General features: G+C 71.3%; 27 protein-coding genes. 19 read left to right on the top strand and 8 right to left on the bottom strand.

Going from position 1 to position 26,576, the window contains the following annotated elements; genetic code table 11:
* Window positions 1-160 precede the first annotated feature (160 nt).
* Complete coding sequence (locus BLT78_RS19330; protein WP_090351510.1) at window positions 161-1,840, bottom strand: AMP-binding protein; 1,680 nt, start codon at window positions 1,838-1,840, stop codon at window positions 161-163.
* Window positions 1,841-2,111: 271 nt separating this feature from the next.
* Between BLT78_RS19330 and BLT78_RS19325 the strand changes: the two genes are divergently transcribed.
* From BLT78_RS19325 to BLT78_RS19275, 11 genes are all read left to right on the top strand, one after another.
* On the top strand, window positions 2,112-3,275 hold the full coding sequence (locus BLT78_RS19325; RefSeq protein ID WP_090351508.1) for an isovaleryl-CoA dehydrogenase: 1,164 nt from the start codon (window positions 2,112-2,114) through the stop codon (window positions 3,273-3,275).
* Window positions 3,276-3,379: 104 nt separating this feature from the next.
* Window positions 3,380-4,987, top strand: a complete 1,608-nt coding sequence (locus BLT78_RS19320) for a carboxyl transferase domain-containing protein (RefSeq protein ID WP_090351507.1) — start codon at window positions 3,380-3,382, stop codon at window positions 4,985-4,987.
* Between the two features lie 93 nt (window positions 4,988-5,080).
* Window positions 5,081-5,875: a gamma-carboxygeranoyl-CoA hydratase gene (locus tag BLT78_RS19315; protein ID WP_090351505.1), complete on the top strand. Its 795-nt coding sequence runs from the start codon at window positions 5,081-5,083 to the stop codon at window positions 5,873-5,875.
* Window positions 5,876-5,909: 34 nt separating this feature from the next.
* Window positions 5,910-7,853 carry an acetyl/propionyl/methylcrotonyl-CoA carboxylase subunit alpha gene (locus tag BLT78_RS19310; protein ID WP_090351503.1) on the top strand — a complete coding sequence of 648 codons (1,944 nt, stop codon included), beginning with the start codon at window positions 5,910-5,912 and terminating at the stop codon, window positions 7,851-7,853.
* A gap of 422 nt (window positions 7,854-8,275) precedes the next feature.
* A complete protein-coding gene (locus BLT78_RS19305) occupies window positions 8,276-9,175 on the top strand; it encodes a hydroxymethylglutaryl-CoA lyase (protein ID WP_090352424.1) in 900 nt (299 codons plus the stop codon).
* A 100-nt stretch (window positions 9,176-9,275) separates the two neighbouring features.
* Window positions 9,276-9,986 (top strand): CoA transferase subunit A, encoded by a 711-nt coding sequence (locus BLT78_RS19300; protein ID WP_090351502.1) that lies wholly within the window; start codon window positions 9,276-9,278, stop codon window positions 9,984-9,986.
* A 2-nt stretch (window positions 9,987-9,988) separates the two neighbouring features.
* The gene (locus tag BLT78_RS19295; RefSeq protein WP_090351500.1) at window positions 9,989-10,618 is read left to right on the top strand and encodes a CoA transferase subunit B; all 630 of its coding nucleotides are present in this window, start codon (window positions 9,989-9,991) and stop codon (window positions 10,616-10,618) included.
* Between the two features lie 340 nt (window positions 10,619-10,958).
* Window positions 10,959-11,360 (top strand): MerR family transcriptional regulator, encoded by a 402-nt coding sequence (locus BLT78_RS19290; RefSeq protein WP_090351499.1) that lies wholly within the window; start codon window positions 10,959-10,961, stop codon window positions 11,358-11,360.
* Between the two features lie 60 nt (window positions 11,361-11,420).
* On the top strand, window positions 11,421-11,801 hold the full coding sequence (locus BLT78_RS19285) for a carboxymuconolactone decarboxylase family protein (protein ID WP_090351497.1): 381 nt from the start codon (window positions 11,421-11,423) through the stop codon (window positions 11,799-11,801).
* A 162-nt stretch (window positions 11,802-11,963) separates the two neighbouring features.
* On the top strand, window positions 11,964-12,281 hold the full coding sequence (locus BLT78_RS19280) for a hypothetical protein (RefSeq protein WP_090351496.1): 318 nt from the start codon (window positions 11,964-11,966) through the stop codon (window positions 12,279-12,281).
* 49 nt (window positions 12,282-12,330) lie between these two features.
* The gene (locus tag BLT78_RS19275; protein ID WP_090351495.1) at window positions 12,331-12,756 is read left to right on the top strand and encodes a DUF2703 domain-containing protein; all 426 of its coding nucleotides are present in this window, start codon (window positions 12,331-12,333) and stop codon (window positions 12,754-12,756) included.
* Here the strand turns inward: BLT78_RS19275 and BLT78_RS19270 are convergent.
* Window positions 12,753-13,607 (bottom strand): class I SAM-dependent methyltransferase, encoded by an 855-nt coding sequence (locus BLT78_RS19270; protein ID WP_090351493.1) that lies wholly within the window; start codon window positions 13,605-13,607, stop codon window positions 12,753-12,755. The two genes, BLT78_RS19275 and BLT78_RS19270, sit on opposite strands and share 4 nt — an antisense overlap.
* Window positions 13,608-13,788: 181 nt before the next feature.
* Between BLT78_RS19270 and BLT78_RS19265 the strand changes: the two genes are divergently transcribed.
* The gene (locus BLT78_RS19265; RefSeq protein ID WP_090351492.1) at window positions 13,789-14,796 is read left to right on the top strand and encodes an AraC family transcriptional regulator; all 1,008 of its coding nucleotides are present in this window, start codon (window positions 13,789-13,791) and stop codon (window positions 14,794-14,796) included.
* A gap of 1 nt (window position 14,797) precedes the next feature.
* Here BLT78_RS19265 and ada read toward each other — a convergent pair whose 3' ends face one another.
* On the bottom strand, window positions 14,798-15,883 hold the full coding sequence (ada, locus tag BLT78_RS19260) for a bifunctional DNA-binding transcriptional regulator/O6-methylguanine-DNA methyltransferase Ada (RefSeq protein WP_090351490.1): 1,086 nt from the start codon (window positions 15,881-15,883) through the stop codon (window positions 14,798-14,800).
* 238 nt (window positions 15,884-16,121) lie between these two features.
* Between ada and BLT78_RS19255 the strand changes: the two genes are divergently transcribed.
* Together BLT78_RS19255 and BLT78_RS19250 are read left to right on the top strand one after the other, a co-directional pair.
* Window positions 16,122-16,754, top strand: a complete 633-nt coding sequence (locus BLT78_RS19255) for a DNA-3-methyladenine glycosylase family protein (protein WP_090351489.1) — start codon at window positions 16,122-16,124, stop codon at window positions 16,752-16,754.
* An 81-nt stretch (window positions 16,755-16,835) separates the two neighbouring features.
* Window positions 16,836-17,282: an acyl-CoA thioesterase gene (locus BLT78_RS19250; protein WP_090351487.1), complete on the top strand. Its 447-nt coding sequence runs from the start codon at window positions 16,836-16,838 to the stop codon at window positions 17,280-17,282.
* Here the strand turns inward: BLT78_RS19250 and BLT78_RS19245 are convergent.
* Window positions 17,266-18,159, bottom strand: a complete 894-nt coding sequence (locus BLT78_RS19245; RefSeq protein ID WP_090351486.1) for a carbon-nitrogen hydrolase family protein — start codon at window positions 18,157-18,159, stop codon at window positions 17,266-17,268. The two genes, BLT78_RS19250 and BLT78_RS19245, sit on opposite strands and share 17 nt — an antisense overlap.
* A complete protein-coding gene (locus BLT78_RS19240; RefSeq protein WP_090351484.1) occupies window positions 18,156-18,746 on the bottom strand; it encodes a GNAT family N-acetyltransferase in 591 nt (196 codons plus the stop codon). The genes BLT78_RS19245 and BLT78_RS19240 overlap by 4 nt, the downstream gene beginning before the upstream one ends.
* A 113-nt stretch (window positions 18,747-18,859) precedes the next feature.
* On the opposite strand from BLT78_RS19240, the gene BLT78_RS19235 reads away from it, so the two are divergent.
* Window positions 18,860-19,258: a nuclear transport factor 2 family protein gene (locus tag BLT78_RS19235; protein ID WP_090351483.1), complete on the top strand. Its 399-nt coding sequence runs from the start codon at window positions 18,860-18,862 to the stop codon at window positions 19,256-19,258.
* 206 nt (window positions 19,259-19,464) lie between these two features.
* On the opposite strand, the gene BLT78_RS19230 is transcribed toward BLT78_RS19235, so the two are convergent.
* Both BLT78_RS19230 and BLT78_RS19225 read right to left on the bottom strand, forming a co-directional pair.
* Window positions 19,465-19,728 (bottom strand): DUF2790 domain-containing protein, encoded by a 264-nt coding sequence (locus BLT78_RS19230; RefSeq protein WP_090351481.1) that lies wholly within the window; start codon window positions 19,726-19,728, stop codon window positions 19,465-19,467.
* Window positions 19,729-19,947: 219 nt separating this feature from the next.
* Window positions 19,948-20,859, bottom strand: coding sequence for a helix-turn-helix domain-containing protein (locus BLT78_RS19225; RefSeq protein ID WP_090351480.1), 912 nt, complete (start codon window positions 20,857-20,859; stop codon window positions 19,948-19,950).
* A gap of 143 nt (window positions 20,860-21,002) precedes the next feature.
* Here BLT78_RS19225 and BLT78_RS19220 point away from each other — a divergent pair, with 143 nt between their 5' ends.
* The 4 genes from BLT78_RS19220 to BLT78_RS19205 are packed head-to-tail and all read left to right on the top strand — an operon-like array spanning window position 21,003 to window position 25,598.
* Window positions 21,003-23,030, top strand: coding sequence for an FUSC family protein (locus BLT78_RS19220; protein ID WP_090351478.1), 2,028 nt, complete (start codon window positions 21,003-21,005; stop codon window positions 23,028-23,030).
* Window positions 23,027-23,236, top strand: a complete 210-nt coding sequence (locus BLT78_RS19215) for a DUF1656 domain-containing protein (RefSeq protein WP_090351477.1) — start codon at window positions 23,027-23,029, stop codon at window positions 23,234-23,236. The genes BLT78_RS19220 and BLT78_RS19215 overlap by 4 nt, the downstream gene beginning before the upstream one ends.
* On the top strand, window positions 23,233-24,141 hold the full coding sequence (locus BLT78_RS19210) for an efflux RND transporter periplasmic adaptor subunit (protein WP_090351475.1): 909 nt from the start codon (window positions 23,233-23,235) through the stop codon (window positions 24,139-24,141). The genes BLT78_RS19215 and BLT78_RS19210 overlap by 4 nt, the downstream gene beginning before the upstream one ends.
* On the top strand, window positions 24,138-25,598 hold the full coding sequence (locus BLT78_RS19205) for an efflux transporter outer membrane subunit (RefSeq protein WP_090352422.1): 1,461 nt from the start codon (window positions 24,138-24,140) through the stop codon (window positions 25,596-25,598). The genes BLT78_RS19210 and BLT78_RS19205 overlap by 4 nt, the downstream gene beginning before the upstream one ends.
* A 64-nt stretch (window positions 25,599-25,662) precedes the next feature.
* Here BLT78_RS19205 and BLT78_RS19200 read toward each other — a convergent pair whose 3' ends face one another.
* Window positions 25,663-26,556, bottom strand: coding sequence for an efflux RND transporter periplasmic adaptor subunit (locus tag BLT78_RS19200; RefSeq protein WP_090351473.1), 894 nt, complete (start codon window positions 26,554-26,556; stop codon window positions 25,663-25,665).
* Between the last annotated feature and the right edge of the window lie 20 nt (window positions 26,557-26,576).

Raw genomic sequence — 26,576 nt, 5'->3', positions numbered from 1 at the left:
TCTATCGAGTTGATGGTGCCCAGGCTCCCGCGCAGGCACCTGCTCCGGGGCGCTCCTGCCCGGGGCGCTCCTGCGCCCGTCGTCACGCGGGAGGGGCGCGGAGCATCCGGGCGCGGCGGCGTTCCCACACGGCGCGTGGGAACGCTCGGCACAACGCCACTCAGTGCTGGTTGATGCCCAGCTCCACCACGCTGATCTCGCGCATGCGGAACTTCTGCACCTTGCCGCTGATGGTCATCGGGAAGTCGTCGACGAACTTCACGTGGCGCGGGATCTTGAAGTGGGCGATGCGCCCCTTGCAGAACTCGCGCAGCGTCTCGCCCTCGACCGCCTGCCCCGGGTGCAGCTTGACCCAGGCGACGATCTCCTCGCCGTACTTCTGGTCCGGCACGCCGATCACCTGCACGTCGGCCACCGCCGGATGGGTGAAGAGGAACTCCTCGATCTCGCGCGGGTACACGTTCTCGCCGCCGCGGATGATCATGTCCTTGTTGCGCCCGACGATCTTGATGTAGCCCTCGTCGTCCATCACCGCCAGGTCGCCGGTGTGCATCCAGCGCGCGCCGTCGATGGCCTCGCGGGTGGCGTCGGGGTTGTTCCAGTAGCCGAGCATCACGCTGTAGCCGCGGGTGCACAGCTCGCCGATCTGTCCGCGCGGCACGATGCGACCGTGCTCGTCGACGATCTTGCTCTCCAGCTGCGGCTGGGTGCGGCCGACGCTGGTGACGCGGCGCTCGAGGTCGTCGCTCGGCCCGGTCTGGGTCGACACCGGGCTGGTCTCGGTCATGCCGTAGGCGATCTGCACCTCGCTCATGTGCATCTCGGCGATCACCCGCTTCATCACCTCGATCGGGCAGGTGGCGCCGGCCATGATCCCGGTGCGCAGGCTGGACAGCTCGAAGCCGTCGCGCTCGGGGTGGTCGAGCATGGCGATGAACATGGTCGGCACGCCGTACAGCGCGGTGGCGCGTTCCTCGGCCACCGCCTGCAGGGCGGCCAGCGGCTCGAAAGCGGCGCTCGGATAGATCATGGCGCTGCCGTGGGTCAGGCAGCCGAGGTTGCCCATCACCATGCCGAAGCAGTGGTACAGCGGCACCGGGATGACCAGGCGGTCCTGCTCGGTGAGGCCGAGGCTCTCGCCGACCATGAAGCCGTTGTTGAGGATGTTGAAGTGGCTGAGGGTGGCGCCCTTGGGGAAGCCGGTGGTGCCGGAGGTGTACTGGATGTTGATCGGCTCGTCGAACTGCAGCAGCTCGCTGCGCTCGCGCAGCTGCTCGGGGCCGACCTCGTCGGCCATGGCCTGCAGGCGCTGCCAGCCGAGCATGCCGTCGGCCGGCTGCTTGCCCAGGCTGATCACCCCGCGCAGCTCGGGGAGCATGTGGCTGTGCAGCGCGCCGGTGGCGCTGGGCGCCAGCTCCGGCAGCAGCTCGCCGAGCATGGCGTGGTAGTCGGAGGTCTTGAACGAGTCGGCGCAGATCAGCCAGCGACAGCCGGACTGCTTGAGCGCGTACTCCAGCTCGCTGAGGCGGTAGGCGGGATTGATGTTGACCAGGATGGCGCCGACCTTGGCGCTGGCGAACTGGGTGATGCACCACTCGGCGCAGTTGGGCGACCAGATGCCGAGACGCTCGCCGGGTTGCAGGCCGAGGGCGATGAAGGCGCGGGCGCAGCGGTCGACCGCCTCGGCCAGTTCGCTCCAGGTGTAGCGCAGGCCCTGGTGACGGACGATCAGCGCATCGCGTTGAGGGAAGCGGGCAACCGTGCGGTCAAAGGCCGCGCCGATGGTCATGGCCAGCAGTTCTTTGTCCTGCGGGCCGCGGGTATAGCTCGGATGACTCATAGGATCCCTCAGTCTTATGTTTGTTATGAGGTTTGCTACTTCTGAGTTTGCGCTCCCGACGGCGGCCTGCGTGTTGACAGTCGCCGCGGGGTTTGTTTACGTTAACGTAAAGGTCACAGCCTGACAACCCACGCCAGAGCAGCAAGCGCTACGCTGGAATGGGGCTCCGGAACAGCGTGCCGGAGCGGCGGGCGGACAGGCCGGGGTCTGCGCTCCGGCTACCGTACTACTCCGCAAACCGCACAACTACAAGACAGACAAAGGTGGTTCCATGACGTACTCCAGCCTCAACTTCGCCCTCGGTGAAACCATCGACATGCTGCGCGACCAGGTGCGCGCCTTCGTGGACGCCGAGCTGGCGCCGCGCGCCGCCGAGATCGACGCCACCAACACCTTCCCGATGGACATGTGGAAGAAGTTCGGCGAGATGGGCCTGCTCGGCATCACCGTGCCCGAGGAGTACGGCGGCGCCGGCATGGGCTACCTGGCCCACGTGGTGGCCATGGAGGAGATCAGCCGCGCCTCGGCCTCGGTGGCGCTGTCCTACGGCGCGCATTCCAACCTGTGCGTCAACCAGATCAAGCGCAACGGCACCGAGGCGCAGAAGGCCAAGTACCTGCCCAAGCTGATCAGCGGCGAGCACGTCGGCGCGCTGGCGATGAGCGAGCCGAACGCCGGCTCCGACGTGGTCTCCATGAAGCTGCGCGCCGAGAAGCGCGGCGACCGCTACGTCCTCAACGGCAGCAAGACCTGGATCACCAACGGCCCGGACGCCAACACCTACGTGATCTACGCCAAGACCGACCTGGACAAGGGCCCGCACGGCATCACCGCGTTCATCGTCGAGCGCGACTGGAAGGGCTTCAGCCGCGGCAGCAAGTTCGACAAGCTGGGCATGCGCGGCTCCAACACCTGCGAGCTGTTCTTCGACGACGTCGAGGTGCCGGAGGAGAACGTCCTCGGTCAGCTCAACGGCGGCGTGCGCGTGCTGATGAGCGGCCTCGACTACGAGCGCGTGGTGCTCGCCGGCGGCCCGACCGGCATCATGCAGGCGTGCCTGGACGTGGTGGTGCCCTACATCCACGACCGCAAGCAGTTCGGCCAGAGCATCGGCGAGTTCCAGTTCATCCAGGGCAAGGTCGCCGACATGTACACCCAGCTCAACGCCAGCCGCGCCTACCTCTATACGGTGGCGCAGGCCTGCGACCGCGGCGAGACCACCCGCAAGGACGCCGCCGGGGTGATCCTCTACACCGCCGAGAACGCCACCCAGATGGCCCTGCAGGCGATCCAGATCCTCGGCGGCAACGGCTACATCAACGAGTTCCCCACCGGGCGCCTGCTGCGCGACGCCAAGCTCTACGAGATCGGCGCCGGCACCAGCGAGATCCGCCGCATGCTGATCGGCCGCGAGCTGTTCAACGAGTCGCGCTGAGCGCATCCAGGCGTAGGGTGGAAAACGGCCGCCGGCCTTTTCCACCGAAACACGGACAGGTGGAAAACCGCTTCGCGGGTTTGCCACCCTAGGGGAGCCCATCCATGGCCATCCTGCATACCCAGATCAACACCCGCTCGCCGGAGTACGCCGCCAACAGCGCGGCGATGCGCGAGCAGGTCAACAACCTGCGTGCCCTGCTCGGCCGCATCAGCGAGGGCGGCGGCGTGGCCGCCCAGCAGCGCCACAGCGCGCGCGGCAAGCTCTTGGTGCGCGAGCGCATCAACGCTCTGCTCGACCCGGGCTCGGCCTTCCTCGAACTCTCCGCGCTGGCCGCCTTCGAGGTGTACGGCGAGGACGTGCCGGCCGCCGGCGTGGTCGCCGGCATCGGCCGGGTCGAGGGCGTCGAGTGCATGATCGTCGGCAACGACGCCACCGTGAAGGGCGGCAGCTACTACCCGCTGACGGTGAAGAAGCACATCCGCGCGCAGACCATCGCTCAGCAGAACCGCCTGCCGTGCATCTACCTGGTCGACTCCGGCGGCGCCAACCTGCCGCGCCAGGACGAGGTGTTCCCCGACCGCGAGCACTTCGGGCGGATCTTCTTCAACCAGGCCAACATGAGCGCGATGGGCATCCCGCAGATCGCCGTGGTGATGGGCTCGTGCACCGCCGGCGGCGCCTACGTGCCGGCGATGGCCGACGAGACCATCATGGTGCGCAACCAGGCGACCATCTTCCTCGCCGGCCCGCCGCTGGTGAAGGCCGCCACCGGCGAGGTGGTCACCGCCGAGGAACTGGGCGGCGCCGACGTGCACTGCAAGACCTCCGGGGTGGCCGACCACTACGCCGAGAACGACGCCCATGCGCTGGCCATCGCCCGCCGCTGCGTGGCCAACCTCAACTGGCGCAAGCAGGGCCAGTTGGAGAGCGTCGCGCCGCGCGCGCCGCTGTACGCCGGCGACGAGCTGTACGGCATCATCCCGGCCGACGCCAAGCAGCCGTTCGACGTGCGCGAGGTGATCGCCCGGCTGGTCGACGGCAGCGAATTCGACGAGTTCAAGGCGCTGTTCGGCACCACCCTGGTGTGCGGCTTCGCCCGCCTGCACGGCTATCCGATCGCCATCCTCGCCAACAACGGCATCCTGTTCGCCGAAGCGGCGCAGAAGGGCGCACACTTCATCGAGCTGGCCTGCCAGCGCGGCATCCCGCTGCTGTTCCTGCAGAACATCACCGGCTTCATGGTCGGGCAGAAGTACGAGGCCGGCGGCATCGCCAAGCACGGCGCCAAGCTGGTCACCGCGGTGGCCTGCGCCAGCGTGCCGAAGTTCACCGTGATCATCGGCGGCAGCTTCGGCGCCGGCAACTACGGCATGTGCGGCCGCGCCTACGACCCGCGCTTCCTGTGGATGTGGCCGAACGCGCGGATCGGCGTGATGGGCGCCGCCCAGGCCGCCGGCGTGCTCACCCAGGTCAAGCGCGAGCAGGTCGAGCGCAGCGGCAAGAGCTTCTCCGCCGAGGAGGAGGAGGCGATCCGCCAGCCGATCCTCGAGCAGTACGAGCGCCAGGGGCACCCGTACTACTCCAGCGCGCGGCTGTGGGACGACGGCGTGATCGACCCGGCGCAGACCCGCGAGGTGCTCGCCCTGGCGCTGTCGGCCACGCTCAACGCGCCGATCGAGCCGACCCGCTTCGGCGTGTTCCGGATGTGACATGACTCAGCCGTAGGGTGCGCCGTGCGCACCACTACCCTGGCATCTGGTGCGCGTAGCCCTGGCGGCCCCGCACCCCCTACAGGAACGATCATGAGCGACTTCCAGACCGTACAACTCGAATTCGACCCGCGCGGCTTCGCCACCCTGTGGCTCGACCGCGCCGACAAGAACAACGCCTTCAACGGCGCGATGATCCAGGAGCTGATCCAGGCCCTGGACGTCGTCCAGGACCACGGCGAACTGCGCTTCCTCGTCCTGCGCGGGCGCGGCAAGCACTTCTCCGCCGGCGCCGATCTCGCCTGGATGCGCGAGGCCGCCGAGCTCGACTACGACGCCAACCTGCGCGACGCCCAGGCGCTGGCCGAGCTGATGTACAACCTCTACCACCTCAAGCTGCCGACCCTCGCCGTGGTGCAGGGCGCCGCCTTCGGTGGCGCGGTGGGCCTGGCCGCCTGCTGCGACGTGGCGATCGGCGCCGAGGACGCGCAGTTCTCGCTGTCCGAGGTGCGCATCGGCCTGCTGCCGGCGGTGATCAGCCCGTTCGTGGTGCAGGCCATCGGCGAACGCGCCGCGCGCCGCTACGCGCTGTCCGCCGAGCGCTTCGCCGGCAGTCGCGCCCGCGAGCTGGGCCTGCTCGCCGAGTGCTACCCGGCCGCCGAGCTGGACGCCGCGCTGGAGCAGTGGATCGCCAACCTGCTGCTGAACAGCCCGCAGGCGATGAAGGCGACCAAGGACCTGCTCAAGGAAGTCGGCAGCGGCGCGCTGTCGCCGGCCCTGCGCCGCTACACCGAAAGCGCCATCGCGCGCGTCCGCGTCAGCGCGGAAGGCCAGGAGGGCCTGCGCGCCTTCCTGGAGAAACGCCAGCCGCAGTGGCAGAACCACTGAACACCAGGCAGCAGCCACCTCGGGAGCCAGAACAATGATTACAACCCTGCTGATTGCCAACCGCGGCGAGATCGCCTGCCGGGTCATCCGTAGCGCCCGCGCCCTGGGCATCCGCAGCGTCGCGGTGCACAGCGCCATCGACGCCGGCGCCCGCCACGTGCGCGAGGCCGACTGCGCGGTCGATCTGGGCGGCGCCAAGCCGGCCGACAGCTACCTGCTGGTCGACAAGCTGATCCAGGCCGCCAAAGCCAGCGGCGCCCAGGCCATCCACCCCGGCTACGGCTTCCTCTCCGAGAACGCCGGCTTCGCCCGCGCCATCGAGGAGGCCGGCCTGCTGTTCCTCGGCCCGCCGGCCAGCGCCATCGAGGCGATGGGCAGCAAGTCGGCGGCCAAGGCGCTGATGGAAACCGCCGGCGTGCCGCTGGTGCCCGGTTACCACGGCGAAGCCCAGGATTTTGAAACCTTCCGCACCGCCGCCGAGGTGATCGGCTACCCGGTGCTGCTCAAGGCCGCCGCCGGCGGCGGCGGCAAGGGCATGAAGGTGGTCGAGCAGGAGAGCGAGCTGGCCGAGGCGCTGGCCTCGGCGCAGCGCGAAGCCCAGGCGGCGTTCGGCGACTCGCGCATGCTGGTCGAGAAGTACGTGCTCAAGCCGCGCCACGTGGAGATCCAGGTGTTCGCCGACAAGCACGGCAACTGCCTGTACCTCAACGAGCGCGACTGCTCGATCCAGCGCCGCCACCAGAAGGTGGTCGAGGAAGCCCCGGCCCCGGGCCTCTCCCCCGCACTGCGCCGCGCCATGGGCGAGGCGGCGGTCAAGGCGGCCAAGGCCATCGGCTACGTCGGCGCCGGCACCGTGGAGTTCCTCCTCGACGCGCGCGGCGAATTCTTCTTCATGGAAATGAACACTCGCCTGCAGGTCGAGCACCCGGTCACCGAGGCGATCACCGGCCTCGACCTGGTCGCCTGGCAGATCCGCGTCGCCCGCGGCGAGCCCCTGCCGCTCACTCAGGAGCAGGTGCCGCTCAACGGCCACGCCATCGAGGTGCGTCTGTACGCCGAGGACCCCGACCACGACTTCCTGCCGGCCACCGGGCGGCTGGAGCTGTACCGCGAGCCGGCCGCAGGGCCCGGCCGCCGCGTCGACAGCGGCGTGGCCGAGGGCGACACGGTGTCGCCGTTCTACGACCCGATGCTCGGCAAGCTGATCGCCTGGGGCGAGAACCGCGAGGAAGCGCGCCAGCGCCTGCTGGCCATGCTCGCCGAGACCGCCGTCGGCGGGGTCAGGACCAACCTGGCGTTCCTGCGCCGCGTGCTGGCCCACCCGGCGTTCGCCGCCGCCGAGCTGGACACCGGCTTCATCCCGCGCCACCAGAACGACCTGCTGCCGCTGGCCGGCGACCTGCCGGAGAGCTTCTGGCAGCTGGCCGCCGAGGCCTTCGTGCTCGGCGAGGCGCAGCGCGTGCGCGGCGACGATCCGCACTCGCCGTGGAACGCCACCAGCGGCTGGCGCGCCGGCCTGCCGGCGGAGACCGACCTGCTGCTGCGCTGCGGCGAGCACCGCCAGCCGGTGCGCCTGCGCGGCCAGGGCGCAGCCCGGGTCAGCCTGCACGGCGAGCTGCTGTGGGTCGAGCAGGACGGCCTGCGCCGCCAGCACCTGGCGCTACGCCGTGGCGACAGCCTGTACCTGGAGTGGGGCGGCGAGCTGCGCTGCGTGCAGCGCGTCGACCCGATCGCCGAGGCCGAGGCCAGCCACGCCCACCACGGCGGCCTGACCGCGCCGATGAACGGCAGCATCGTCCGCGTGCTGGTCGAGGCCGGCCAGCACGTCGAGGCCGGCACCGCCCTGGTGGTGCTGGAGGCGATGAAGATGGAGCACAGCATCCGCGCGCCGCAGGCCGGGGTGGTCAAGGGCCTGTACTGCAGCGAGGGCGAACTGGTCAGCGAAGGCACCGCGCTGGTGGAGCTGGAGGAGGCCTGAGGGCCGGCGCCAGCCCCTGTAGGAGCGAATTCATTCGCCACATAGCGTGCAAAGGCGAATAAATTCGCCCCTACAGACAAGCCAGCCTAGGGTAGGCAACTCGCGCAGCGAGTTTCCACCATGGCACCGCAGCGGTGGACAAGGCTGCGCCGTTGTCCACCCTACGTTCGGGAGGAGGTCTGAAGGCAGACGCCAGCCCCTGTAGGGGCGAATTCATTCGCCATGCAGGCTGCAAAGGCGAATAGATTCGCCCCGACAGTCAAGCCAGCCGTAGGGTGGGCAACTCGCGCAGCGATTGCCCACCATGGCCCCGCAGCGGTGGACAAGACTGCGTCGTTGTCCACCCTACGCCGGTCCCCTGATCGCCGCTGAACCACCGAGCCTGTACTTCGACACGGAAATCGCAGATGAAGACAACCGCCATTGAACTGCCCCAGCACGTCCGCCTGGTCGAAGTCGGCCCGCGCGACGGCCTGCAGAACGAGAAACAGCCGATCAGCGTGGCCGACAAGGTGCGCCTGGTCGACGACCTGAGCGCCGCCGGCGTCGAATACGTCGAGGTCGGCAGCTTCGTGTCGCCCAAGTGGGTGCCGCAGATGGCCGGCTCCGCCGAGGTGTTCGCGCAGATCCAGCAGAAACCCGGCGTCACCTACGCCGCGCTGACCCCCAACCTGCAGGGCTTCGAGGCCGCCATGCTGGCCGGGGTGAAGGAGGTCGCGGTATTCGCCGCCGCCAGCGAGGCGTTCTCGCAGAAGAACATCAACTGCTCGATCAGCGAGAGCCTGCAGCGCTTCGTGCCGGTGATGGACGCCGCCCGCGAGCAGGGCGTGCGCGTGCGCGGCTACGTGTCCTGCGTGCTCGGCTGCCCCTACGAGGGCGAAGTGGCGCCGCAGCAGGTCGCCGCGGTGGCCCGCGAGCTGTTCGAGATGGGCTGCTACGAGGTGTCGCTGGGCGACACCATCGGCACCGGCACCGCCGGCGCCACCCGCACCCTGTTCGACGTGGTCGGCCGCGACATCCCGCGCGACAGGCTGGCCGGGCACTTCCACGACACCTACGGCCAGGCGCTGGCGAACATCTACGCCAGCCTCTTGGAGGGCATCCACGTGTTCGACAGCTCGGTGGCAGGGTTGGGCGGCTGCCCCTACGCCAAGGGCGCCAGCGGCAACGTGGCCAGCGAGGACGTGCTGTATCTGTTGAACGGCCTGGGCATCCACACCGGCATCGACCTCGATGCGCTGATCGAGGCCGGCGAGCGCATCTGCGCCGTGCTCGGCCGCGCCACCGGCTCGCGGGTGGCACGCGCGCGGCGCGGCTGCTGAGCCGTGGTGCGCACGGCGCACCCTACGCTTGCGTGGTCGTAGGATGCGCCGTGCGCACCGACACCAATTGCCCAACCAGAACAACCAGCGAGGCATCCCGATGAACAAGCTCTACCCCAGCGCCCAGGCGGCCCTCGACGGGCTGGTGGAGGACGGCATGACCATCGCCGTCGGCGGCTTCGGCCTGTGCGGCATCCCCGAGGCACTGATCGCCGCGCTGCGCGACAGCGGCAAGAACAACCTCACCGCGATCAGCAACAACGCCGGCGTCGACGGCTTCGGCCTCGGCCAACTGCTCGCCACCCGGCAGATCCGCAAGATGATTTCCTCCTACGTCGGCGAGAACAAGGAGTTCGAGCGCCAGTACCTGGCCGGCGAGCTGGAGCTGGAGTTCACCCCGCAGGGCACCCTGGCCGAGAAGCTGCGCGCCGGCGGCGCCGGCATCCCGGCGTTCTTCACCAAGACTGGCTACGGCACCCTGGTCGCCGAGGGCAAGGAGACCCGCCAGTTCGACGGCGAGTGGTACGTGATGGAGCGTTCGCTGACCGCCGACGTGGCGCTGGTCAAGGCGTGGAAGGCCGACAAGGCCGGCAACCTGCTGTTCCGCAAGACCGCGCGCAACTTCAACCCGCTCGCCGCCATGGCCGGCAAGGTCTGCGTGGTCGAGGTCGAGGAGCTGGTCGAGACCGGCGCGCTGGACGCCGACCAGATCCACCTGCCGGGCATCTACGTGCAGCGCATCGTGGTCAATGCCAACCCCGAGAAACGCATCGAACAACGCACGCTTTCCAAACCGGCAGGGGGGAACTGAACATGGCCTGGACCCGCGAACAGATGGCGCAGCGCGCCGCCGCCGAGCTGCAGGACGGCTTCTACGTCAACCTCGGCATCGGCCTGCCGACCCTGGTGGCCAACTACATCCCCGAAGGCATGGACGTCTGGCTGCAGAGCGAGAACGGCCTGCTCGGCATCGGCCCGTTCCCCACCGAGGAGCAGGTCGACCCGGACCTGATCAACGCCGGCAAGCAGACCATCACCACCCTGCCCGGCAGCTGCTTCTTCGACAGCGCGGCCAGCTTCGCGATGATCCGCGGCGGCCATATCGACCTGTCGATCCTCGGCGCCATGCAGGTGTCGGCGCACGGCGACCTGGCCAACTGGATGATCCCCGGCAAGATGGTCAAGGGCATGGGCGGGGCGATGGACCTGGTGGCCGGCGTGCGCCGCGTGGTGGTGCTGATGGAGCACACCGCCAAGGGCGGCGTGCACAAGATCCTGCCGCAGTGCGACCTGCCGCTGACCGGTGTCGGCGTGGTCGACCGCATCATCACCGACCTGGCCGTGCTGGATGTCACCGAGCAGGGCCTGACGCTGGTCGAACTGGCCGAAGGGGTGAGCTTCGAGGAGCTGCAGCAAGCCACCGGCTGCCCGATCCGCCGCTGACAGCGGTGCGCATGGCGCACCCTACCGGAGCCGCTCGTCCGTAGGGGGCGCCGTGCGCACCGGCGCGCGGGGCGATGGACAACGGTGCAGCCTTGTCCACCGCACGCCCTGACGGTGGGCAATCGCTGCGCGAGTTTCCCACCCTACCCCCTCCAGCCACGACGCCAGAAGAGAACAACAAGATGAACGACGTCGTCTTCCCTGCCCCGCCGCGGGCCCTCGCGACCCCGTGCAGCGGCGATGGCCAAGGTGTAGCCTTGTCCATCGAACACCGATGAACAGCGTAGCCCCGCCGCCGGCACGGCGCCGGGGGCGCGCCCCGCAGACTCTGGACCCCGCCATGGCGAAGCAGACCTACAGCATTTCCGACCTCGCCCAGGAACTGGACGTGACCACCCGCACCATCCGCTTCTACGAGGAGCAGGGCATGCTCTCGCCGCAGCGCCGCGGCCAGGAGCGCATCTACAGCCCCAGGGACCGGGTGACCCTCAAGCTGATCCTGCGCGGCAAGCGCCTGGGCTTCTCGCTGGCCGAGTGCAAGACGCTGATCGAGCTGTACGACCCGCAGGCCGGCAACAAGAAGCAGCTCAACAGCATGCTCGAGCTGATCGCCGAGCGCCGCCGCCAGCTCGAGCAGCAGATCCTCGACATCCGCCAGATGCAGCTGGAGTTGGACACCGCCGAGGAGCGCTGCCGCGCCGCCCTCGAGGAAACCACCGGCAAGCTCGCCGAGACCAAGTGATCCACCGGCACCGGCCAGCCGCGCCGGCGCCCCTTCCCCGCCAATCCGCAGGACTTCCCGATGACCGACAGCCACGACCAGGGCCTCCAGGTGCGCCGCGAGGTGATGGGCGACGCCTTCGTCGACCGCGCCATGGGCAACGCCACCGACTTCACCGCTCCGCTGCAGGAGTTCGTCAACGCCCACGCCTGGGGCGGGGTGTGGACCCGTGAGGGCCTGCCGCGCAAGACCCGCAGCCTGATCACCCTCGCCGCGCTCACCGCGCTGAAGTGCCCGCAGGAACTCAAGGGCCACGTGCGCGGCGCGCTGAACAACGGCTGCACGGTCGAGGAGATCCGCGAGGCGCTGCTGCACTGCGCGGTGTACGCCGGCGTGCCGGCGGCCATCGACGCCTTCCGCGCCGCCCAGGAAGTGATCGACGCCTGGCAGGCTGAGCACTGAGCGCCTGAACCGCCCCTGCGCGCGGACGGCTCGGCGCGGCGGACGCCCCCCGTTCCGTCCGTCGCCTGGCCCCGCGCCATCCATCGGCACGGTGCGACTTCCCCCCTGTGCGGCGGTCAAATCCTGTGACCGGACCTGTCCGGCAACACAGGAGTCACGACCATGCTTGCGCGCCTTTCCCTCGCCACCGGTCTGCTCGCCTGCTTGACCCTGTTCGACCCGGCGCCGGCCGCGGCAGACGACACGCGGGTCATCATCGGCGTCCCCAACGTCGAGATCCACTCGCCGCCGCTGAGCATCCAGTTCGGCGCGCCGCGCTACTACCCGCCCTACTACTACCCGGTCCCCCATCATCATTACTACCCGGCGCCGATCTACTACTACCCGCCGCGCCATCACCATCATCACCGCTACCATCCGCACAAGCGCTACCACCGCGACTACTACTATCGCGACCGTGACCACCGCCGGCGCTGGTGACGCCCGCGACAGGCTAGGCTTGGCTGAAGACTCCACCGAGGGTTTCGCCATGCCCATCCTGATCATCCGCTGGCAGCGCCTGGTCGACGCCGACGGCGCCACCTGCCCACGCTGCCAGGCAACCCGCGACGCCCTGCAACACGCCGTCGCCCGCCTCGACGCCGCCCTGCGCCCGCAGGGCATCCAGCCGCGCCTGGAGATCAGCGAACTGGACGCCACCCGCTTCGCCGCCGCGCCGGCCGAATCCAACCGCATCTGGATCGCCGGCCAGCCGCTGGAGCACTGGCTCGACGCCCGCGCCGGCAGCAGCCCGTGCTGCGCCCAGTGCGGCCCGGCCGCATGCCGCACCCTGGAGATCGGCGCGACGAGCTTCGACAGCGTGCCCGAGGAGCTGCTGGTCCGCGCCGGCCTGCGGGCGGCGGCCGACTTGCTGGCCCGCGAGCCAGGCGCGCCACCCGCACCCGCCGCCGGCTAGCGCCGGACGATCACCACCTCCAGGTATTCCCCCGGCACCACCAGCGCATCCGCTCCGCCGATGTTGCGCGTCTCCAGCAGGCGCTTGAGGTCGGCGTGCAGCGCCTCCTGGCCGGCTGCGTCGAGGGCGGCGAAGGCCTTGTGGGTGGGGCCGTAGTAGCGGCGGAAGATGTCGATCCAGTGCGCCGCCGAGCGGTAGCGGAAGTTGAACGACTGGCGCGTGCAGCGGATGTCGGCGGCCTGCGGGCCGAACAGTTCGACCAGCCCGGCCTCGTCACCCCAGCGCAGCGGCGAGCGCAGGCCGGCCGGCGGCGGCACATGGGCGCCGATCAACCGGAACAGCTCGCCGATGAAGCCCTCCGGCGTCCAGTTGGCCAGGCCGATGCGCCCGCCGGGGCGCACCACGCGCAGCAGCTCGGCGGCGGCGCGCGGCTGGTCGGCGGTGAACATCACGCCGAAGGTGGACAGCGCGACGTCGAAGCTGGCGGCGGCGAACGGCAGGTTCTCGGCGTCGGCGACCCGGAACTCGACCGCCAGGCCCTCGGCCTGGGCGCGCGCGGCGCCCTTGTCGAGCAGGTGCGCCACGTAGTCGGTGGAGGTCACCGTGGCGAAGCGCCGCGCGGCGGCCAGGGTGGCGTTGCCGTTGCCGGCGGCGACGTCGAGCACGCGCTCGCCGGCGCGCAGGTCGACGGCCTCGGCCAGCGACTCGCCGACGATCTGCAGGGTGGTGCCGATCACCGCGAAGTCGCCGCTGGCCCAGGTGGCCTGCTGGCGCGCCTTGATCGCGGCGAGGTCGGGTTGCGGCGTGGTGCTGGCGGCGGTGGCCGGGCAGTGCTGGGCGGGTGCGTTCATGAACGGTCTCCTCGGTGGACGGGCGGGATGACGGCATCCCGACGAGTCCATTGTTCCGCCGCCGGGCAATCGGTGCTTCACTGGAAGTCCGGGAAACTTGCCCGCGCGTCCGCCATCGCGCGAACCGCCCCTGAATGGACTCAGCCCCCTGCCGCCGGCAGCGCCGGTACGGAGCCAGGCCATGAGTCGAGACACGCTGTCGGACCTGCTGCGCGCCGTGCGCCTGCGCGGCGCGGTGTTCTACTACGTGAGCAACTGGGCGGACTGGGCCGCCGAGGCGCCGCCGGCGCGGGAGATCGCCGCGGCGGTGCTGCCCGGCGCCGAGCACGTCATCGAGTTCCACATGGTCGCCCGCGGCAGCGGCTGGGCGGCGCTCGGCGGCGAGCCGCCGGTGCGCCTGGAGTGCGGCGACATCGTGATGTTCCCGCACGGCGACGCCCACGTGCTGTCCAGCGCGCCGGGGCTGGCGCCGCAGCGCATCGGCGTCGAGTGGGTGTTCGCCACCCGCCACCAGCCCAAGCCCATGCCGGTCGCCTTCCACAGCGGCGTGCGCGAGCCGGGCGCCAGCCTGCCGGTGGCCGAGGCCGACACCGTGCTGGTGTGCGGCTTCCTCGGCTGCGACCTGCGCCCCTTCAACCCGCTGATCGCCGCCCTGCCGCGCCTGCTGCACCTGCCGGCCGCGCGCGCCGGCGGCTGGGTCGCGCGGGTCATCGAGCAGGCCGCCGTGGAGTCCAGCGAGCGCCGCCCCGGCGCCGAGGCGGTGCTGGAGCGGCTGGCCGAGATGATGTTCGTCGACACCGCGCGGCGCTACCTCGACGACCTGCCGGCGGACGCCACCGGCTGGCTGGCCGGCCTGCGCGACCGCCACGTCGGCCGCGCCCTGGCCCTGCTGCACGAGGCGCCGCAGCGGGCGTGGAGCATGGACGAACTCAGCCGCGAGGTCGGCCTGTCGCGCTCGGCGCTGCACGAGCGCTTCCTGCAGTTCCTCGCCCAGCCGCCGATGCACTACCTCGCGCAGTGGCGCATCCAGCTCGCCTCGCGCCTGCTGCGCGAGAGCAACCACACCGTCGCCGCCATCGCCCAGGAGGTCGGCTACGAGTCGGAAGCCGCCTTCTCGCGCGCCTTCCGGCGCCTGGTCGGCGTGCCGCCGGCGACCTGGCGACGCAGCGTGGCGGCACCGCGCGCCTGACTCACTCCTCCGCCTCGCGCTGCAGCAGCGCGCGCTTGCGCTCCACGCCCCAGCGGTAGCCGGACAGCCCGCCGTCGCTGCGCACCACGCGGTGGCAGGGGATGGCCACCGCCAGCGCATTGGCCGCGCAGGCGCCGGCCACCGCGCGCACCGCCTTCGGCGCGCCGATGCGCTCGGCCAGTTCGGCGTAGCTCAGCGTGCGGCCCGGCGGGATGGCGCGCAGGGCCTGCCAGACGCGCTGCTGGAAGGCGGTGCCGCGCAGGTCCAGCGGCAGGTCGAGGCCCAGGCGCGGCGCCTCGACGAAGCCGACCACCTGCGCCACCAGGCGCTCGAACCCGGCGTCGCCGCCGATCAGCTCGGCCTCGGGGAAGCGCCGCTCGAGGTCGGCGAGCAGCTCGGCGGGATCGTCGCCGAGCAGGATGGCGCACAGGCCGCGCGCGCTCTGCGCCACCAGGATGGCGCCCAGCGCGCACTGGCCGATGGCGAAGCGGATGGTCTGGCCGCGGCCGCCGGCGCGCCAGGCGCCCGGGCTCATGCCGAGCACCGCGTCGCTCTCGGCGTAGCAGCGGCTGCTGGCGTTGTAGCCGGCGGCGTAGATCGCCGCGGTGACCGAGTCCTGCTGGCCCAGCTCGCGGCGCAGGCGCTCGGCGCGGCGGGCGGCGGCCCAGGCGCGCGGCGTCACCCCGGTGATCTGGCGGAACTGGCGGTGGAAGTGCCAGGGACTGAGACCGAGCCGCGCAGCCAGTTCGGCCAGCGCCGGCGCTTCCTCGCTGTCGAGGATGCGGCATGCCTCGGCGATCCGCGCTGCCTGCCGTTCGGCCGGGGACGGCTGCTGCGGCTGGCAGCGCCGGCACGGGCGGAAACCGGCCTGTTCGGCCGCCGCGGCGCTGGCGTGGAAGCTCACATGCTCCGGGCGCGCGTGCCGCGACGGGCAGGATGGCCGGCAGTAAACCCCGGTGGTGCGCACCGAGTAGACGAACTGGCCGTCGGCCGCCGCGTCGCGCGCCAGCACCGCAGCCCAGCGCGGATCGGCGAGGGTGGCGGCGGCCAGTGCGGCGGCCTGTTCTGCGGTCTTGACGGTGGTCATCGAAAGCTCCCGGACAACGCTGTTCGCGGATGACTGTACCCGCGCCGGCGCGGCGACGCACTCCGCGGCTTGCGCTCGAATCCGTCCGCATCGGCGGTGCCATTGTCGCGCTGGGCACGCGCGGCTGTGCGCTGCCCCCTGCGGGCAAACGCTCTGCGGCCACACGCAAGAAACGGGGTGACGCGGCACGCTGGCCGGCGGCAGACTGGCCGGATCGCCCGCGCCGAGGACCGCCACCATGCCCAGTCAGATCCGCGACTACCGCGCCGCCAGCGTCTTTCTCGCGGCGCTCGACGCCGACTGGGCGCGCCTGGTCGAGCAGGTCGGCCCCTGCACCCTGGAGTGCCAGGCGGCGCGCGAGCCCTTCGAGGCGCTGGTGCGCGCGGTGGCCCACCAGCAACTGCACGCGCGCGCTGCCGAGAGCATCCTCGCGCGGATGCTCGCCCTGTATCCCGACACGCCCTTCCCCGCCCCAGAGCAACTGCTGGCCACCGACTTCGACGCCCTGCGCGGCACCGGCCTGTCGGCGCGCAAGGTGGAGACCCTGCGCGGCATCGCCGAGGGCGCGCTGAGCGGCCTGGTGCCAAGCGGCGCGGAGGCCGCAAGGCTGGACGACGCGGCGCTGATCGAGCGGCTGGTGACCCTGCGCGGCATCGGCCGCTGGACGGTGGAGATGCTGCTGATCTTCACCCTCGAACGCCGCGACGTGCTGCCGGTGGACGACTTCGGCGTGCGCAACGGCTATCGTCGCCTCAAGCGCCTGGAGAAGCTGCCGACGCCGCGCGAGCTGGCGCGCATCGGGCAGGCCTACAGCCCGTGGCGCACGGTGGCCGCCTGGTACCTGTGGCGGGTGCCGCAGCCGGCGCCGTAGCAGCCAGCCTGCCGGCTCCTACCGGACAGCCCGCGGGCGGCTTAGACTCGTGGCATCCCCCTCCATGACCAAGGATCGCCCATGGCCCGCCTGCAGCTCGACCTTCCCGAAGACGGTTTCCGCTTCTCCACGCGCATGACCGTGCGCAGCACCGACATCAACGCCGGCCAGCACCTGGGCAACGACGCGCTGGTGTCGATGCTGTCCGAGGCGCGCTCGCGCTTCCTGTTCGCCGAGGGCATCGACGACGCCGGCGACGAGGACGGCCTGGGCATCGTGGTCACCGACCTCGCCACCCTGTACAAGGCCGAGGCCTTCGCCCGCGACGAGCTGCTGTTCGAGGTCGGCGTGATGGACTTCAACAAGTACGGCGGCGACATCACCTTCCGCGTCAGCCGCCCGGACGACGGCGCGCTGATCGCCCTGGCGAAGAACGGCTTCGTGTTCTTCGACTACCGCGCCAGCCGGGTGACGCCGATGCCGGAGAGCTTCCGCGCGCGCTTCCCCGGCGTCACTCAGGCGTGCTGAGGAACACCCGCGCCGGCTCGAACTGCTCCGGCCAGTCGCGGCGGATGAACACCTGGCCCGCGCCGCGCACCCGACGCACCTGCTCGAGATCGAGATCGGCGACCAGCCACTGGCTGCGCGCCGGGCACAGCTCGGCGCTCTCGGCGACCACCCCGCTGGCCGGCAGACCGTAGTCCGAGGGCACATAGAGCGCGGCGCGGCCGATGTTCTCGTCGAGCGCCGGCGACCAGGGCGCCAGGCCCACGGTCGGCGCCTGCAGCACGGCGATCTGGTTCTCCAGCGCGCGCGCCTGGGCGCCGATGCGCACGCGGAAGAAGCCCGCCTCGGTATCGGTGCAGCTCGGCGCGAGGATCAGGTCGGCGCCGGCCTCGGCCAGGCGGCGGGCCAGCAGCGGGAACTCGTTGTCGTAGCAGATCAGGATGCCCAGGCGACCGAGCGCGGTATCGAACACCCTGAGGCCCGCGCCGCCGTCGATCTGCCACAGCTCGCGCTCGAAGCGGGTCATCACCAGCTTGTCCTGGTGGCCGAGCAGGCCCTCGGGGCCGAACAGGAAGGCGCGGTTGCGATAGCGGCCGTCGGCATCCCGCACCGGCAGCGAGCCGGGCTGCAGGTAAACGTTCAGGCTGCGAGCCAGCGCCGCACAGAGTTCCAGCCAGCGCGGCAGCAGCGGCTGGATGCCGGCGATCGAGGCGTGCAGGTCGCCGCGCTGCTGCGGCGGCAGCTGGCCGGAGAGCACCAGCCCGGCGTACTCGGGCAGCAGCAGCAACTGCGCGTCCTGCGCGGCGGCCTCCGCGCACAGCGCGGTGAGGTGGGCGGCATAGGCCTCCCAGTCTTCCAGCAGCTCGATGGCGTACTGGCAGGCGGCGACGCGGATCATGGGGTGAGCTCCTTGAGCCAGAAGGACATCGGCTTGGCCGACTCGGCGTCCTCGTCGAGATCCTGCCAGTGGTATTCGGTGCGCAGCTCGGGATGGTGACGGAAGCCGCGGCGCTGCCAGAAGGCGTCGAGCGGCTGGTAGTCGGCCGGGCGGCGCGGATGCTCGGCCGGGCGCTGCACCGCGCAGAAGGCGCAGCAGTCGAAGCGCCCCAGGCGCCGCGCATGGGCCTCGCGCTCGGCGAAGAAGCGCACGCCGAGGCCGCGGTTGCGGTATTCCGGCAGCAGCAGCGACTCGCCGAAGTAGAACACCCGCGCGCAGTCCCGCCCGGCGGCGACGAACGGCCGGCGGAACTCCTCGGTCTCGTCGGCCAGCGGCAGCGCGGTGGAGGCGCCGACCACCCGCCCGCCGTCGAGCACCAGCACGCACAGGCTGTCCGCCGCGTTGGCGTAGGTGGCCAGGTACTCGGCCTCGTAGGCCGGGCTGCCGTCGTAGAGGTAGGGGAACTCGCGGAACACGGTGATGCGCAGGCGCGCCAGGTCCTCGATGTGCGAGGCGATGGCCGCGCCCTGAAGCAGGCGGATTTCCATGGCGGGGGCGTTCTGTCGATAGAAGATGGCGTGGTTGGCTATGTCGGACTCCGGGGGAAACCCTATCATGCCGGCATCCCCGGCTCAGCCCGATTCGCGACAGGAGATTGCCCATGCGCGCAGCCGACGTACTCCAGGCCTACTACGCCGCCTTCAACGCAGGCGACATGCCCGCCTTCCTCGACCTGCTCACCGACGACGTGGTGCACGACATCAACCAGGGCGAGCGCCAGGTCGGCAAGGCCGTGTTCGCCGCGTTCATGGCCAAGATGAACCGCTGCTACCGCGAGCGCCTGACCGACATCGTGATCATGACCAGCGCCGACGGCACGCGCGGCGCCGCCGAATTCGTGGTGCACGGCGAGTACCTGGCCGACGACGAGGGCCTGCCGCCGGCCAACGGCCAGACCTACGTGCTGCCGGCCGGCGCCTTCTTCGAGATCCGCGACGGCAAGGTGGCGCGCATCAGCAACTACTACAACCTCAACGACTGGATCGCCCAAGTGAATTGAGGAGAGTTGCCGCGACATCCATAGCGGCAACTTCGGGAAGAACCCTCAGCCTGCTCACTCGGCATCGCGCCATTTTCCGCCCCTACAACGGACCGAGCAGGCTCGGCAGCCATTCACGCGCTTGCCCTGCCGAGCAGCCGACAATAAAACGCGCAGGGCATCCCTGCCCTGCGCCACGGGGGACGGGAGCTGACGTCCCCCGACCGTCAACCGCCGCTGCAGCCGCTGCCCACCACCAGGTACTCCAGGGTGTGGCGCTGGCCCTGGTGGTCCTCGTAGACCATCCGCACCGGCTCCACGCCGCAGCTGCTGGGCACCTCGGCCGGCTGGATGACGCGCGCCACATCCAGCTCCATGCCGTATTCATAACGTTCGACTTTCGCCGCTTGCCGATCACCCGCCGCCGGCGGTTCGCCGGCCAGCGCCATGCACGAAACCCCGGCCAGAGCCAGCAAGGTCCACGCTTTCATTTCGTCGTTACCTGTAGAGAGTTACCGCATCGGAGAGGCTTCGGCAGCCCCGCGGGGGACTGCCGAAGTTCTTGCACAGCACGCAACCAAGGAACGGCACGCCGCTCCGTCAGTGCCTTTGCCTGGAAGGCCGGCGCATTCTAGGAAGTGCGCCGGGGCGGTTACACCGCCAATGCATACAGGGACTTGTTCCTGATCCGGCAATAATCCGCGGCGCCTTCAGCCCGGGCGCGCGGCCGGCTCGGCCTTGCGGAACGCCTCGCGGAAGGCGCCGGGCTGGATGCCGGCCTGCTTGCGGAAGTAGCGGCTGAAGTAGGAGGTGTCGCGGAAGCCGAGGTCGTGGGCGATCTGCTTGACCTCCAGCTCCGAGTAGGCGAGCTGGCGCTGCGCCTCGCGCATCAGCCGCGCGTTGACCAGGTTCATCGCCGACTCGCCGACCTCCTCGCGGCAGATGCGGCCGAGCTGGGCGACGCTGATGCCGAGATGGCTGGCGTACAGCTCCAGCGGCCAGTGCTGGCGGAACTGGCGGTTGACCAGCTCGCGGAACTGGGCGAGCAGCGCGGCGCGCCGCCCGCGACCGGCCGGCGGCAGGCTGCCCGGCTGCGGCTGGGCCAGGCGCGAGATGTGCACCAGCAGGGTGACCAACAGGGCGAGGCCGGCGGCCGTGTGCCCCGGCGCCTCGCTGCCGGCCTCCTGTTCGAGCAGCTGCAGCAGCGGCCACAGCGGCTCGCCGCCGTCGGCCGGCCAGGGCAGCGGGATCAGCGCCGGACGCTGCAGCAGGGCGGCCAGCTCGGCCGAGGCGATGCGCGCCATCGACTCCAGCGGGCGGTGCGCGGCGGTGATCACCAGGCCGTCGGTATCCAGGCTGTGGCTGAAGGCGTGCACCACGCCGCACGGCAGCAGGATCAGGCAGGGCGCGACTATCGCCAAGCGGCGGTGCTCGACGCTGAGGGTGCCGGAGCCGCAGCGCACATAGAGAAACTGCACCAGGGCGTCGTGGCGGTGCGGCTCGATCTCGCCGCGGTACAGCAGGCTGCGCTCGTGGATCCACTCGACGTGCAGCAGGTCGTGCCACAGCGGACTGGCCGTCTCGCCGTAGAGGGCGTAGTTGGGGATGCGCTTGCCTTTCATCGGGGCCTCTCGCCGACCGGGTGAATCCGCGCGGATTGTCCTGTTCATCGTGCCGTTTGTGCAACCGCGCTCCGCTTTAATAGCAGCATGCAGCATCCCCGCGTTTGCGTTTTCCGTCGTCGTCCGTCGAGTTCCACCCGCCCATGAACCTACCTAGCTGGCGCGAATGGCTGTATTCGGCCAAGGCCCTGCTGGCCGCCCTGCTGGCCCTGTACATCGCCCTCGCGCTGCCCCTCGACAACCCCTACTGGGCCATGGCCTCGGTGTACGTTGTGTCCCATCCGCTGTCCGGGGCGACGCGCTCCAAGGCGCTGTTCCGCGCCCTCGGCACCCTGCTCGGCGCCGCCGCCGCGGTGGCCATGCTGCCGCCTCTGGTGCACCAGCCGGTGCTGCTCAGCCTGGCGGTGGCGCTGTGGGTCGGCACGCTGCTGTTCCTCTCCCTGCTCGACCGCACGCCGCGCAGCTACATCTTCATGCTGGCGGCCTACAGCGTGCCGCTGATCGCCATGGGCCAGGTCGAGCATCCGCAGACCATCTTCGCCGTGGCGCTGGCGCGCAGCGAGGAGATCCTGCTCGGCATCACCTGCGCCGCGCTGGTCAACGCCGTGCTGCTGCCCAGCCGCATCGCCCCGGTGCTCGGCGCGCGCATGGACGCCCTGCTCGGCGACGCGCGGCGCTGGATCGCCCGGGGCCTCGCCCTCGACGCCCCCGCCGGCGCCGCGCCGCGCGCCCTGCAGCGGCTGCTCGCCGACGTGATGGCGCTGGACGGCCTGATCGTGCAGCTGTCCTACGACAGCGCCAGCCACCTGCCGGCGCGCCACGCCCGCCAGTTCCGCGCGCGCCTGGCCATGCTGCCGCCGCAGGTCGACGCGCTGCTCGACCCGCTGCGCCGCCTGCAGGCGCTGTCCGGCCGCTTGCCGGCGGAACTCGCCGAGCTGCTCGAACGCCTGAACGCCTGGCTGCAGCACGGCGACGCCGACGGCGCGCGCCAGCTGCGCGAGCGCAGCACGCGCCTGGAAACCTGGCTGGACGACCGTCCGCCGGCGCAGGCCCTGCTGATCGCCGGCGCGATGCGTCAGCTGCGCCAGCTGCTCGACCTGTGGCAGGACTGCCTGCACCTGCGCGCCAGCTTCGCCGATCATCCGGGGCCGACGCAGACGCTGCGCTACAAGGTGCGCCAGCTGGTCGGCGCGCCGCAGCACTTCGACTATGGCCTGCTGGCCTTCTCCGCCGCCTCGGTGGGCCTGTCGGTGTTCGTCGCCTGCCTGCTGTGGATCGCCGTCGGCTGGGACTACGGCTTCAGCGGCATCTTCATGGTCGCGGTGGTCGGCTGCTTCTTCGCTGGCCAGGACGACCCGGCGCCGTTCATCCGCACCTTCCTGCTGTGGACGCTGATCGCCACCGCCGCCGCCGGCCTCTATCTGTTCGGCGTGCTGCCCTTCGTCCACGACTTCGCCATGCTGGCGATCGCCCTGGCGGTGCCGCTGCTGCTCGCCGGCACCCTCACCGGGCGGCCGCAGTTCAACATGGCGGTGATGCTGTTCGCCGTGCAGACCATCTCCAGCCTGACCCTGCAGGACAGCTACCGTGCCAACTTCCCGCTGTTCGCCGACGTCGCCCTGTCCAACGTGCTCGGCCTGTTGTTCGCCCTGGTCTGGGCGCGGCTGAGCAAGCCGTTCGGCGCCGAGTGGGCGGCGCGGCGCCTGGCCCGCGCCACCTGGCGCGATCTGGGCGAACTGGCGCGCGGCGCGCGGGCCGAGGACCCGGACCGGGTCGCCGCGCGGACGATCGACCGCGCCAGCCAGCTGCTGCCGCGCCTCGGCCAGATCGGCGCGCCCGGTCTGGCGCTGGCCGACCTCACCCGCGACCTGCGCGTGTGCTTCCGCCTGCTCGACCTGCAGCGCAGCCTGCCGGCGGCCAGCCGGCGCCAGGTCGAGCCGGTGCTCGCCGCGCTGCACGGCTACTTCGCCGCCTGCGCCGCCGCGGGCCGCCAGCTGGCGCTGCCGGACGTCCTGGCCGGGCAGCTGGAGGCCAGCCTGGCGGCGCTGCTCGCGCTGCCCGGCGCACCGGCGCACAAGGCCGCCGCGGCATTGGCCGGCCTGCAGCTGGCGCTGTATCCCGCGCCGGCCGCCGCGCGCCCCGTCCCCGACCTCGCCGGAGCCCCCGCATGAGCGGCCATTTCGACCTCTACGGCGTGTTCGTGCCGAGCCTGCTGCTCCTGCTGCTGGCCGCCTACGCGGTGAAGAGCCTTCTGCGCGCGCTGCTCGCGCGCCTCGGCGTCTACCGCTGGGTCTGGCACCCGCCGCTGTTCAACCTCGCCCTGTACGTGCTGGTACTGGGCGCCCTGTTCACCCTCGCCCCGGGAATCCGATCGTGAAGAACTGGCTACCCTCCCTTGGCTCCGTGCTGCTGACCCTGGTCGCCGTGGCCGCCGCCGGCCTCGTCAGCCTGCACCTGTGGGACTACTACATGCAGGCGCCGTGGACCCGCGACGGCCGCGTGCACGCCGACGTCATCCAGGTCGCCCCCGACGTCTCCGGGCTGGTCAGCGAACTCCTGGTGCGCGACAACCAGCGGGTCAGCCGCGGCCAGCCACTGTTCGTCATCGACCGCGCGCGCTTCGAGCTGGCGGTGCAGAAGGCCGCGGCGCGGGTGCGCGAACGCCGCGCCCAGCTCGCGCAGGCGCGCCGCGAGGCCCAGCGCAACCGCGTGCTCAGGGACCTGATCGCCGCCGAGACGGTCGAGGAAGGCGACACCCTGGTGCAGCGCAGCGAGGCCGCGCTGGCCACCGCCGAGGCGGCGCTCGGCAGCGCGCGGCTCGACCTCGAGCGCACCCGCGTGCTCAGCCCGGTGGACGGCTACATCGGTGACCGCACCGTGCGCGTCGGCGACTACGTGAAGACCGGCACGCCGGTGCTGTCGATCGTCGACACCGGCTCGCTGCGCGTGGAGGGCTACTTCGAGGAGACCAAGCTGCACGCCATCGCCATCGGTCAGCCGGTGGACATCGTCCTGATGGGCGAGGCGGAGCACCTGCGCGGCCACGTGCAGAGCATCGCCGCCGGCATCGAGGACCGCGACCGCAACCGCGGCGAGAGCCTGCTGCCGGACATCGACCCGAGCTTCAACTGGGTGCGCCTGGCGCAGCGCATCCCGGTGCGGGTGAGCATCGACAGCACCCCGCAAGACATCCGCCTGGTGGTCGGCCGCACCGCCACCCTCAGCGTGCAGCCGTGGCCGACCGCGCCGCAGCCGGTCGCTGCCCGGCAGGCCGCGCCATGAGTGTGCCCATCCGTTTCGCCGTCGCCGCCCTGAGCCTGGCGCTGGCCGCCTGCGCCCCGGTCGGCCCGGACTACCGGGTGCCCGACGAGGCGGCGATCCGCTTGCCGCAGGCCGAGGCGCCCTTCGACCTGGCCGGCAACGCCCGGGTCAGCCAGGCCGAACTGCCCGCCGACTGGTGGCAGCTGTACCGCGACCCGCAGCTCGACGCGCTGGTCAAGGAGGCGCTGGCCAAGAACAGCGAGGTGCGCCTGGCCTGGCACAACCTGCGCCGCGCCTACGAGCAGTACCAGATGGCCCATCACGCCCAGGAAGTGGAAGTCGGCGGCGAGGCCTCGGTCGGCCGCGGGCAGATCTCCAGCGAGGGCCTGGGCGAGACCGAGCAGATCCCGGTGATGGACCTCGGCCATGTCGGCCTGGCGGTCGGCTACCAGCTCGACCTGTTCGGCAGGCTCGCGCGCGCCACCGAGGCCGCCGCCGCCGGCACCCAGGCCAGCCAGGCGGCGCTGGACGCTGCGCGGATCAGCGTGGTCGCCCTGGTGGTCGGCAACTACCTGAGCGCCTGCCATGCCCGCGAGGAGCTGGCGATCGCCCGCCGGTCGCTGGACATCCAGCAGCGCCAGCTGGAGGTGGCACAGCGCCTGCTCGCCGGCGGGCGCGGCAACGCGGTCGACGTGGCCCGCGCCCAGGCGCAGGCCGAGGCGCTACGCGCCGAACTGCCGCCGTTCGCGGCGCAGCAGGCCACCGCGTTGTACACCCTGGCCGCCCTGCTCGGACGCACCCCCGGCGACCTGCCGGCCGGCGTGGCCGAGTGCGCGCACGCGCCGCAATTGGCCGGGGCGCTGCCGGTGGGCGACGGCGCCGCGCTGCTGCTGCGCCGCCCGGACGTGCGCGCCGCCGAGCGCGAGCTGGCCGCCGCCACCGCGCGGATCGGCGTGGCCACCGCGATGCTGTATCCCGAGATCAGCCTGGGCGCGGGCCTCGGCTACACCGGCATGCTCGACCACATCGGCGACCCGATCACCCGCTTCTGGAACCTCGGCCCGCACATTGCCTGGCACATCCCCACCGAGGTCGACCGCGCGCGCATCCGCGCCAGCGAGGCCGGCGCCGGCGCCGCCCTGGCGCGCTTCGACGGCGTGGTGCTCGGCGCCCTGCGCGAGACGCAGACCGCGCTCAGCCACTACGCCCACGACCTGCAGCGCCGCCAGGCGCTGCGCCAGGCCCGCGACGCCGCGCGCGACGCTGCCGCGTACAACCGTCGGCTGTACCAGGAGGGCCGCCTGGCCTATCTCGACAGCCTGGACGCCGAGCGTACCCTGGCCGAGGCCGAGGCCGCCCTGGCGGCGGCGCAGGCGCGGCTGAGCCAGGACGAGGTGGGCCTGTTCCTCGCCCTCGGCGGTGGCTGGGAAAGCGCGCGCGGCAGCTTGGGCGAAGAACCGAAACCGGCGACGCACTGAGACAGCCGGTGGACAAGGCTGCGCCGTTGTCCACCCTGCGCCGCGTCCGGCGTCCGTGCGCGCCCTACCAGCGCTGCGGCACGGCGCGCGGTTCGCCGCTCGGCGGGGTGATGATCACCGTGCAGGTCAGTCCGGCGGCGAGCAGCACGCCCTCCGGCGGCGGGTCGAGGCGGATGCGCACCGGCACGCGCTGGGCCAGACGCACCCAGTTGAAGGTCGGGTTGACGTCGGCGGTCAGCTCGCGGCTTTCCGGGTTGTCGCGGTCGTAGATGCCGCGGGCGATGCCCTCGACCCGGCCGCTCAGCTCCTCGCCGCTCATCAGGCGCATCTGCGCGCGGTCGCCGACGCGGATCAGCGGCAGGCGGGTCTCCTCGAAGTAGCCGTAGACGTAGAACGAGCGGGCGTCGACCAGCGCCAGCGCCGGCTCGCCACGGCTGGCGAAGTCGCCGGCGAACAGGTTGAGGTTGGTGACATAGCCGTCCACCGGCGCGCGCACCTCGGTGCGTTCGAGGTCGAGGCGCGCCTCGTCGAGCTGCGCCTGCGCCTGGTGCAGGCTGGCGCGCGCGCCGGCGGCCAGGTGGTCGGCGTCGCTGCGGCTCTCGCGCGACACCACCCGCTCGTCCATGTCGGCGCGCCGCGCGGCGTTGGCCTCGCGCATCGCCAGCTCGGCCCGGCGCGCCGCCACCCGCGCCTCGGCCTCGCGCACAGCGGCGCGGTAGTGCTCGGCGTCGATGCGCAGCAGCAGGTCGCCCTGCTTGACCATCTGGTTGTCGTGCACCGCCACCTCGACCACTAGGCCGGCGACGTCGGGGGCGATGTTGACCACCTCGGCGCGCACCCGGCCGTCGCGGGTCCAGGCCGCGTCCATGTAGTGCAGCCACATGCTGCGCACCAGCCACACGGCGGCGGCGAAGACCAGCAGGGTGAAGACGACGCTGATGACTCTCTTCCAGGGCATTTCCGGGCTCTCGGGCGGGG

This window comes from Pseudomonas oryzae, from assembly GCF_900104805.1.
GTDB lineage: Bacteria > Pseudomonadota > Gammaproteobacteria > Pseudomonadales > Pseudomonadaceae > Geopseudomonas > Geopseudomonas oryzae.
This window is presented reverse-complemented; position numbering and strand designations above follow the sequence as displayed.

Bases quoted from the DNA above. Each gene is read 5' to 3' on its own strand.
- BLT78_RS19300 (WP_090351502.1), top strand. From the start codon at position 9,276: ATGAACAAGCTCTACCCCAGCGCCCAGGCGGCCCTCGACGGGCTGGTG.
- BLT78_RS19290 (WP_090351499.1), top strand. From the start codon at position 10,959: ATGGCGAAGCAGACCTACAGCATTTCCGACCTCGCCCAGGAACTGGAC.
- BLT78_RS19275 (WP_090351495.1), top strand. From the start codon at position 12,331: ATGCCCATCCTGATCATCCGCTGGCAGCGCCTGGTCGACGCCGACGGC.
- BLT78_RS19240 (WP_090351484.1), bottom strand. From the start codon at position 18,746: ATGGAAATCCGCCTGCTTCAGGGCGCGGCCATCGCCTCGCACATCGAG.
- BLT78_RS19215 (WP_090351477.1), top strand. From the start codon at position 23,027: ATGAGCGGCCATTTCGACCTCTACGGCGTGTTCGTGCCGAGCCTGCTG.
- BLT78_RS19285 (WP_090351497.1), top strand. From the start codon at position 11,421: ATGACCGACAGCCACGACCAGGGCCTCCAGGTGCGCCGCGAGGTGATG.
- BLT78_RS19200 (WP_090351473.1), bottom strand. From the start codon at position 26,556: ATGCCCTGGAAGAGAGTCATCAGCGTCGTCTTCACCCTGCTGGTCTTC.
- BLT78_RS19315 (WP_090351505.1), top strand. From the start codon at position 5,081: ATGAGCGACTTCCAGACCGTACAACTCGAATTCGACCCGCGCGGCTTC.
- BLT78_RS19245 (WP_090351486.1), bottom strand. From the start codon at position 18,159: ATGATCCGCGTCGCCGCCTGCCAGTACGCCATCGAGCTGCTGGAAGAC.
- BLT78_RS19280 (WP_090351496.1), top strand. From the start codon at position 11,964: ATGCTTGCGCGCCTTTCCCTCGCCACCGGTCTGCTCGCCTGCTTGACC.
- BLT78_RS19235 (WP_090351483.1), top strand. From the start codon at position 18,860: ATGCGCGCAGCCGACGTACTCCAGGCCTACTACGCCGCCTTCAACGCA.
- BLT78_RS19250 (WP_090351487.1), top strand. From the start codon at position 16,836: ATGGCCCGCCTGCAGCTCGACCTTCCCGAAGACGGTTTCCGCTTCTCC.
- BLT78_RS19310 (WP_090351503.1), top strand. From the start codon at position 5,910: ATGATTACAACCCTGCTGATTGCCAACCGCGGCGAGATCGCCTGCCGG.
- BLT78_RS19270 (WP_090351493.1), bottom strand. From the start codon at position 13,607: ATGAACGCACCCGCCCAGCACTGCCCGGCCACCGCCGCCAGCACCACG.
- BLT78_RS19320 (WP_090351507.1), top strand. From the start codon at position 3,380: ATGGCCATCCTGCATACCCAGATCAACACCCGCTCGCCGGAGTACGCC.
- BLT78_RS19330 (WP_090351510.1), bottom strand. From the start codon at position 1,840: ATGAGTCATCCGAGCTATACCCGCGGCCCGCAGGACAAAGAACTGCTG.
- BLT78_RS19255 (WP_090351489.1), top strand. From the start codon at position 16,122: ATGCCCAGTCAGATCCGCGACTACCGCGCCGCCAGCGTCTTTCTCGCG.
- BLT78_RS19230 (WP_090351481.1), bottom strand. From the start codon at position 19,728: ATGAAAGCGTGGACCTTGCTGGCTCTGGCCGGGGTTTCGTGCATGGCG.
- BLT78_RS19220 (WP_090351478.1), top strand. From the start codon at position 21,003: ATGAACCTACCTAGCTGGCGCGAATGGCTGTATTCGGCCAAGGCCCTG.
- BLT78_RS19225 (WP_090351480.1), bottom strand. From the start codon at position 20,859: ATGAAAGGCAAGCGCATCCCCAACTACGCCCTCTACGGCGAGACGGCC.
- BLT78_RS19205 (WP_090352422.1), top strand. From the start codon at position 24,138: ATGAGTGTGCCCATCCGTTTCGCCGTCGCCGCCCTGAGCCTGGCGCTG.
- ada (WP_090351490.1), bottom strand. From the start codon at position 15,883: ATGACCACCGTCAAGACCGCAGAACAGGCCGCCGCACTGGCCGCCGCC.
- BLT78_RS19265 (WP_090351492.1), top strand. From the start codon at position 13,789: ATGAGTCGAGACACGCTGTCGGACCTGCTGCGCGCCGTGCGCCTGCGC.
- BLT78_RS19325 (WP_090351508.1), top strand. From the start codon at position 2,112: ATGACGTACTCCAGCCTCAACTTCGCCCTCGGTGAAACCATCGACATG.
- BLT78_RS19295 (WP_090351500.1), top strand. From the start codon at position 9,989: ATGGCCTGGACCCGCGAACAGATGGCGCAGCGCGCCGCCGCCGAGCTG.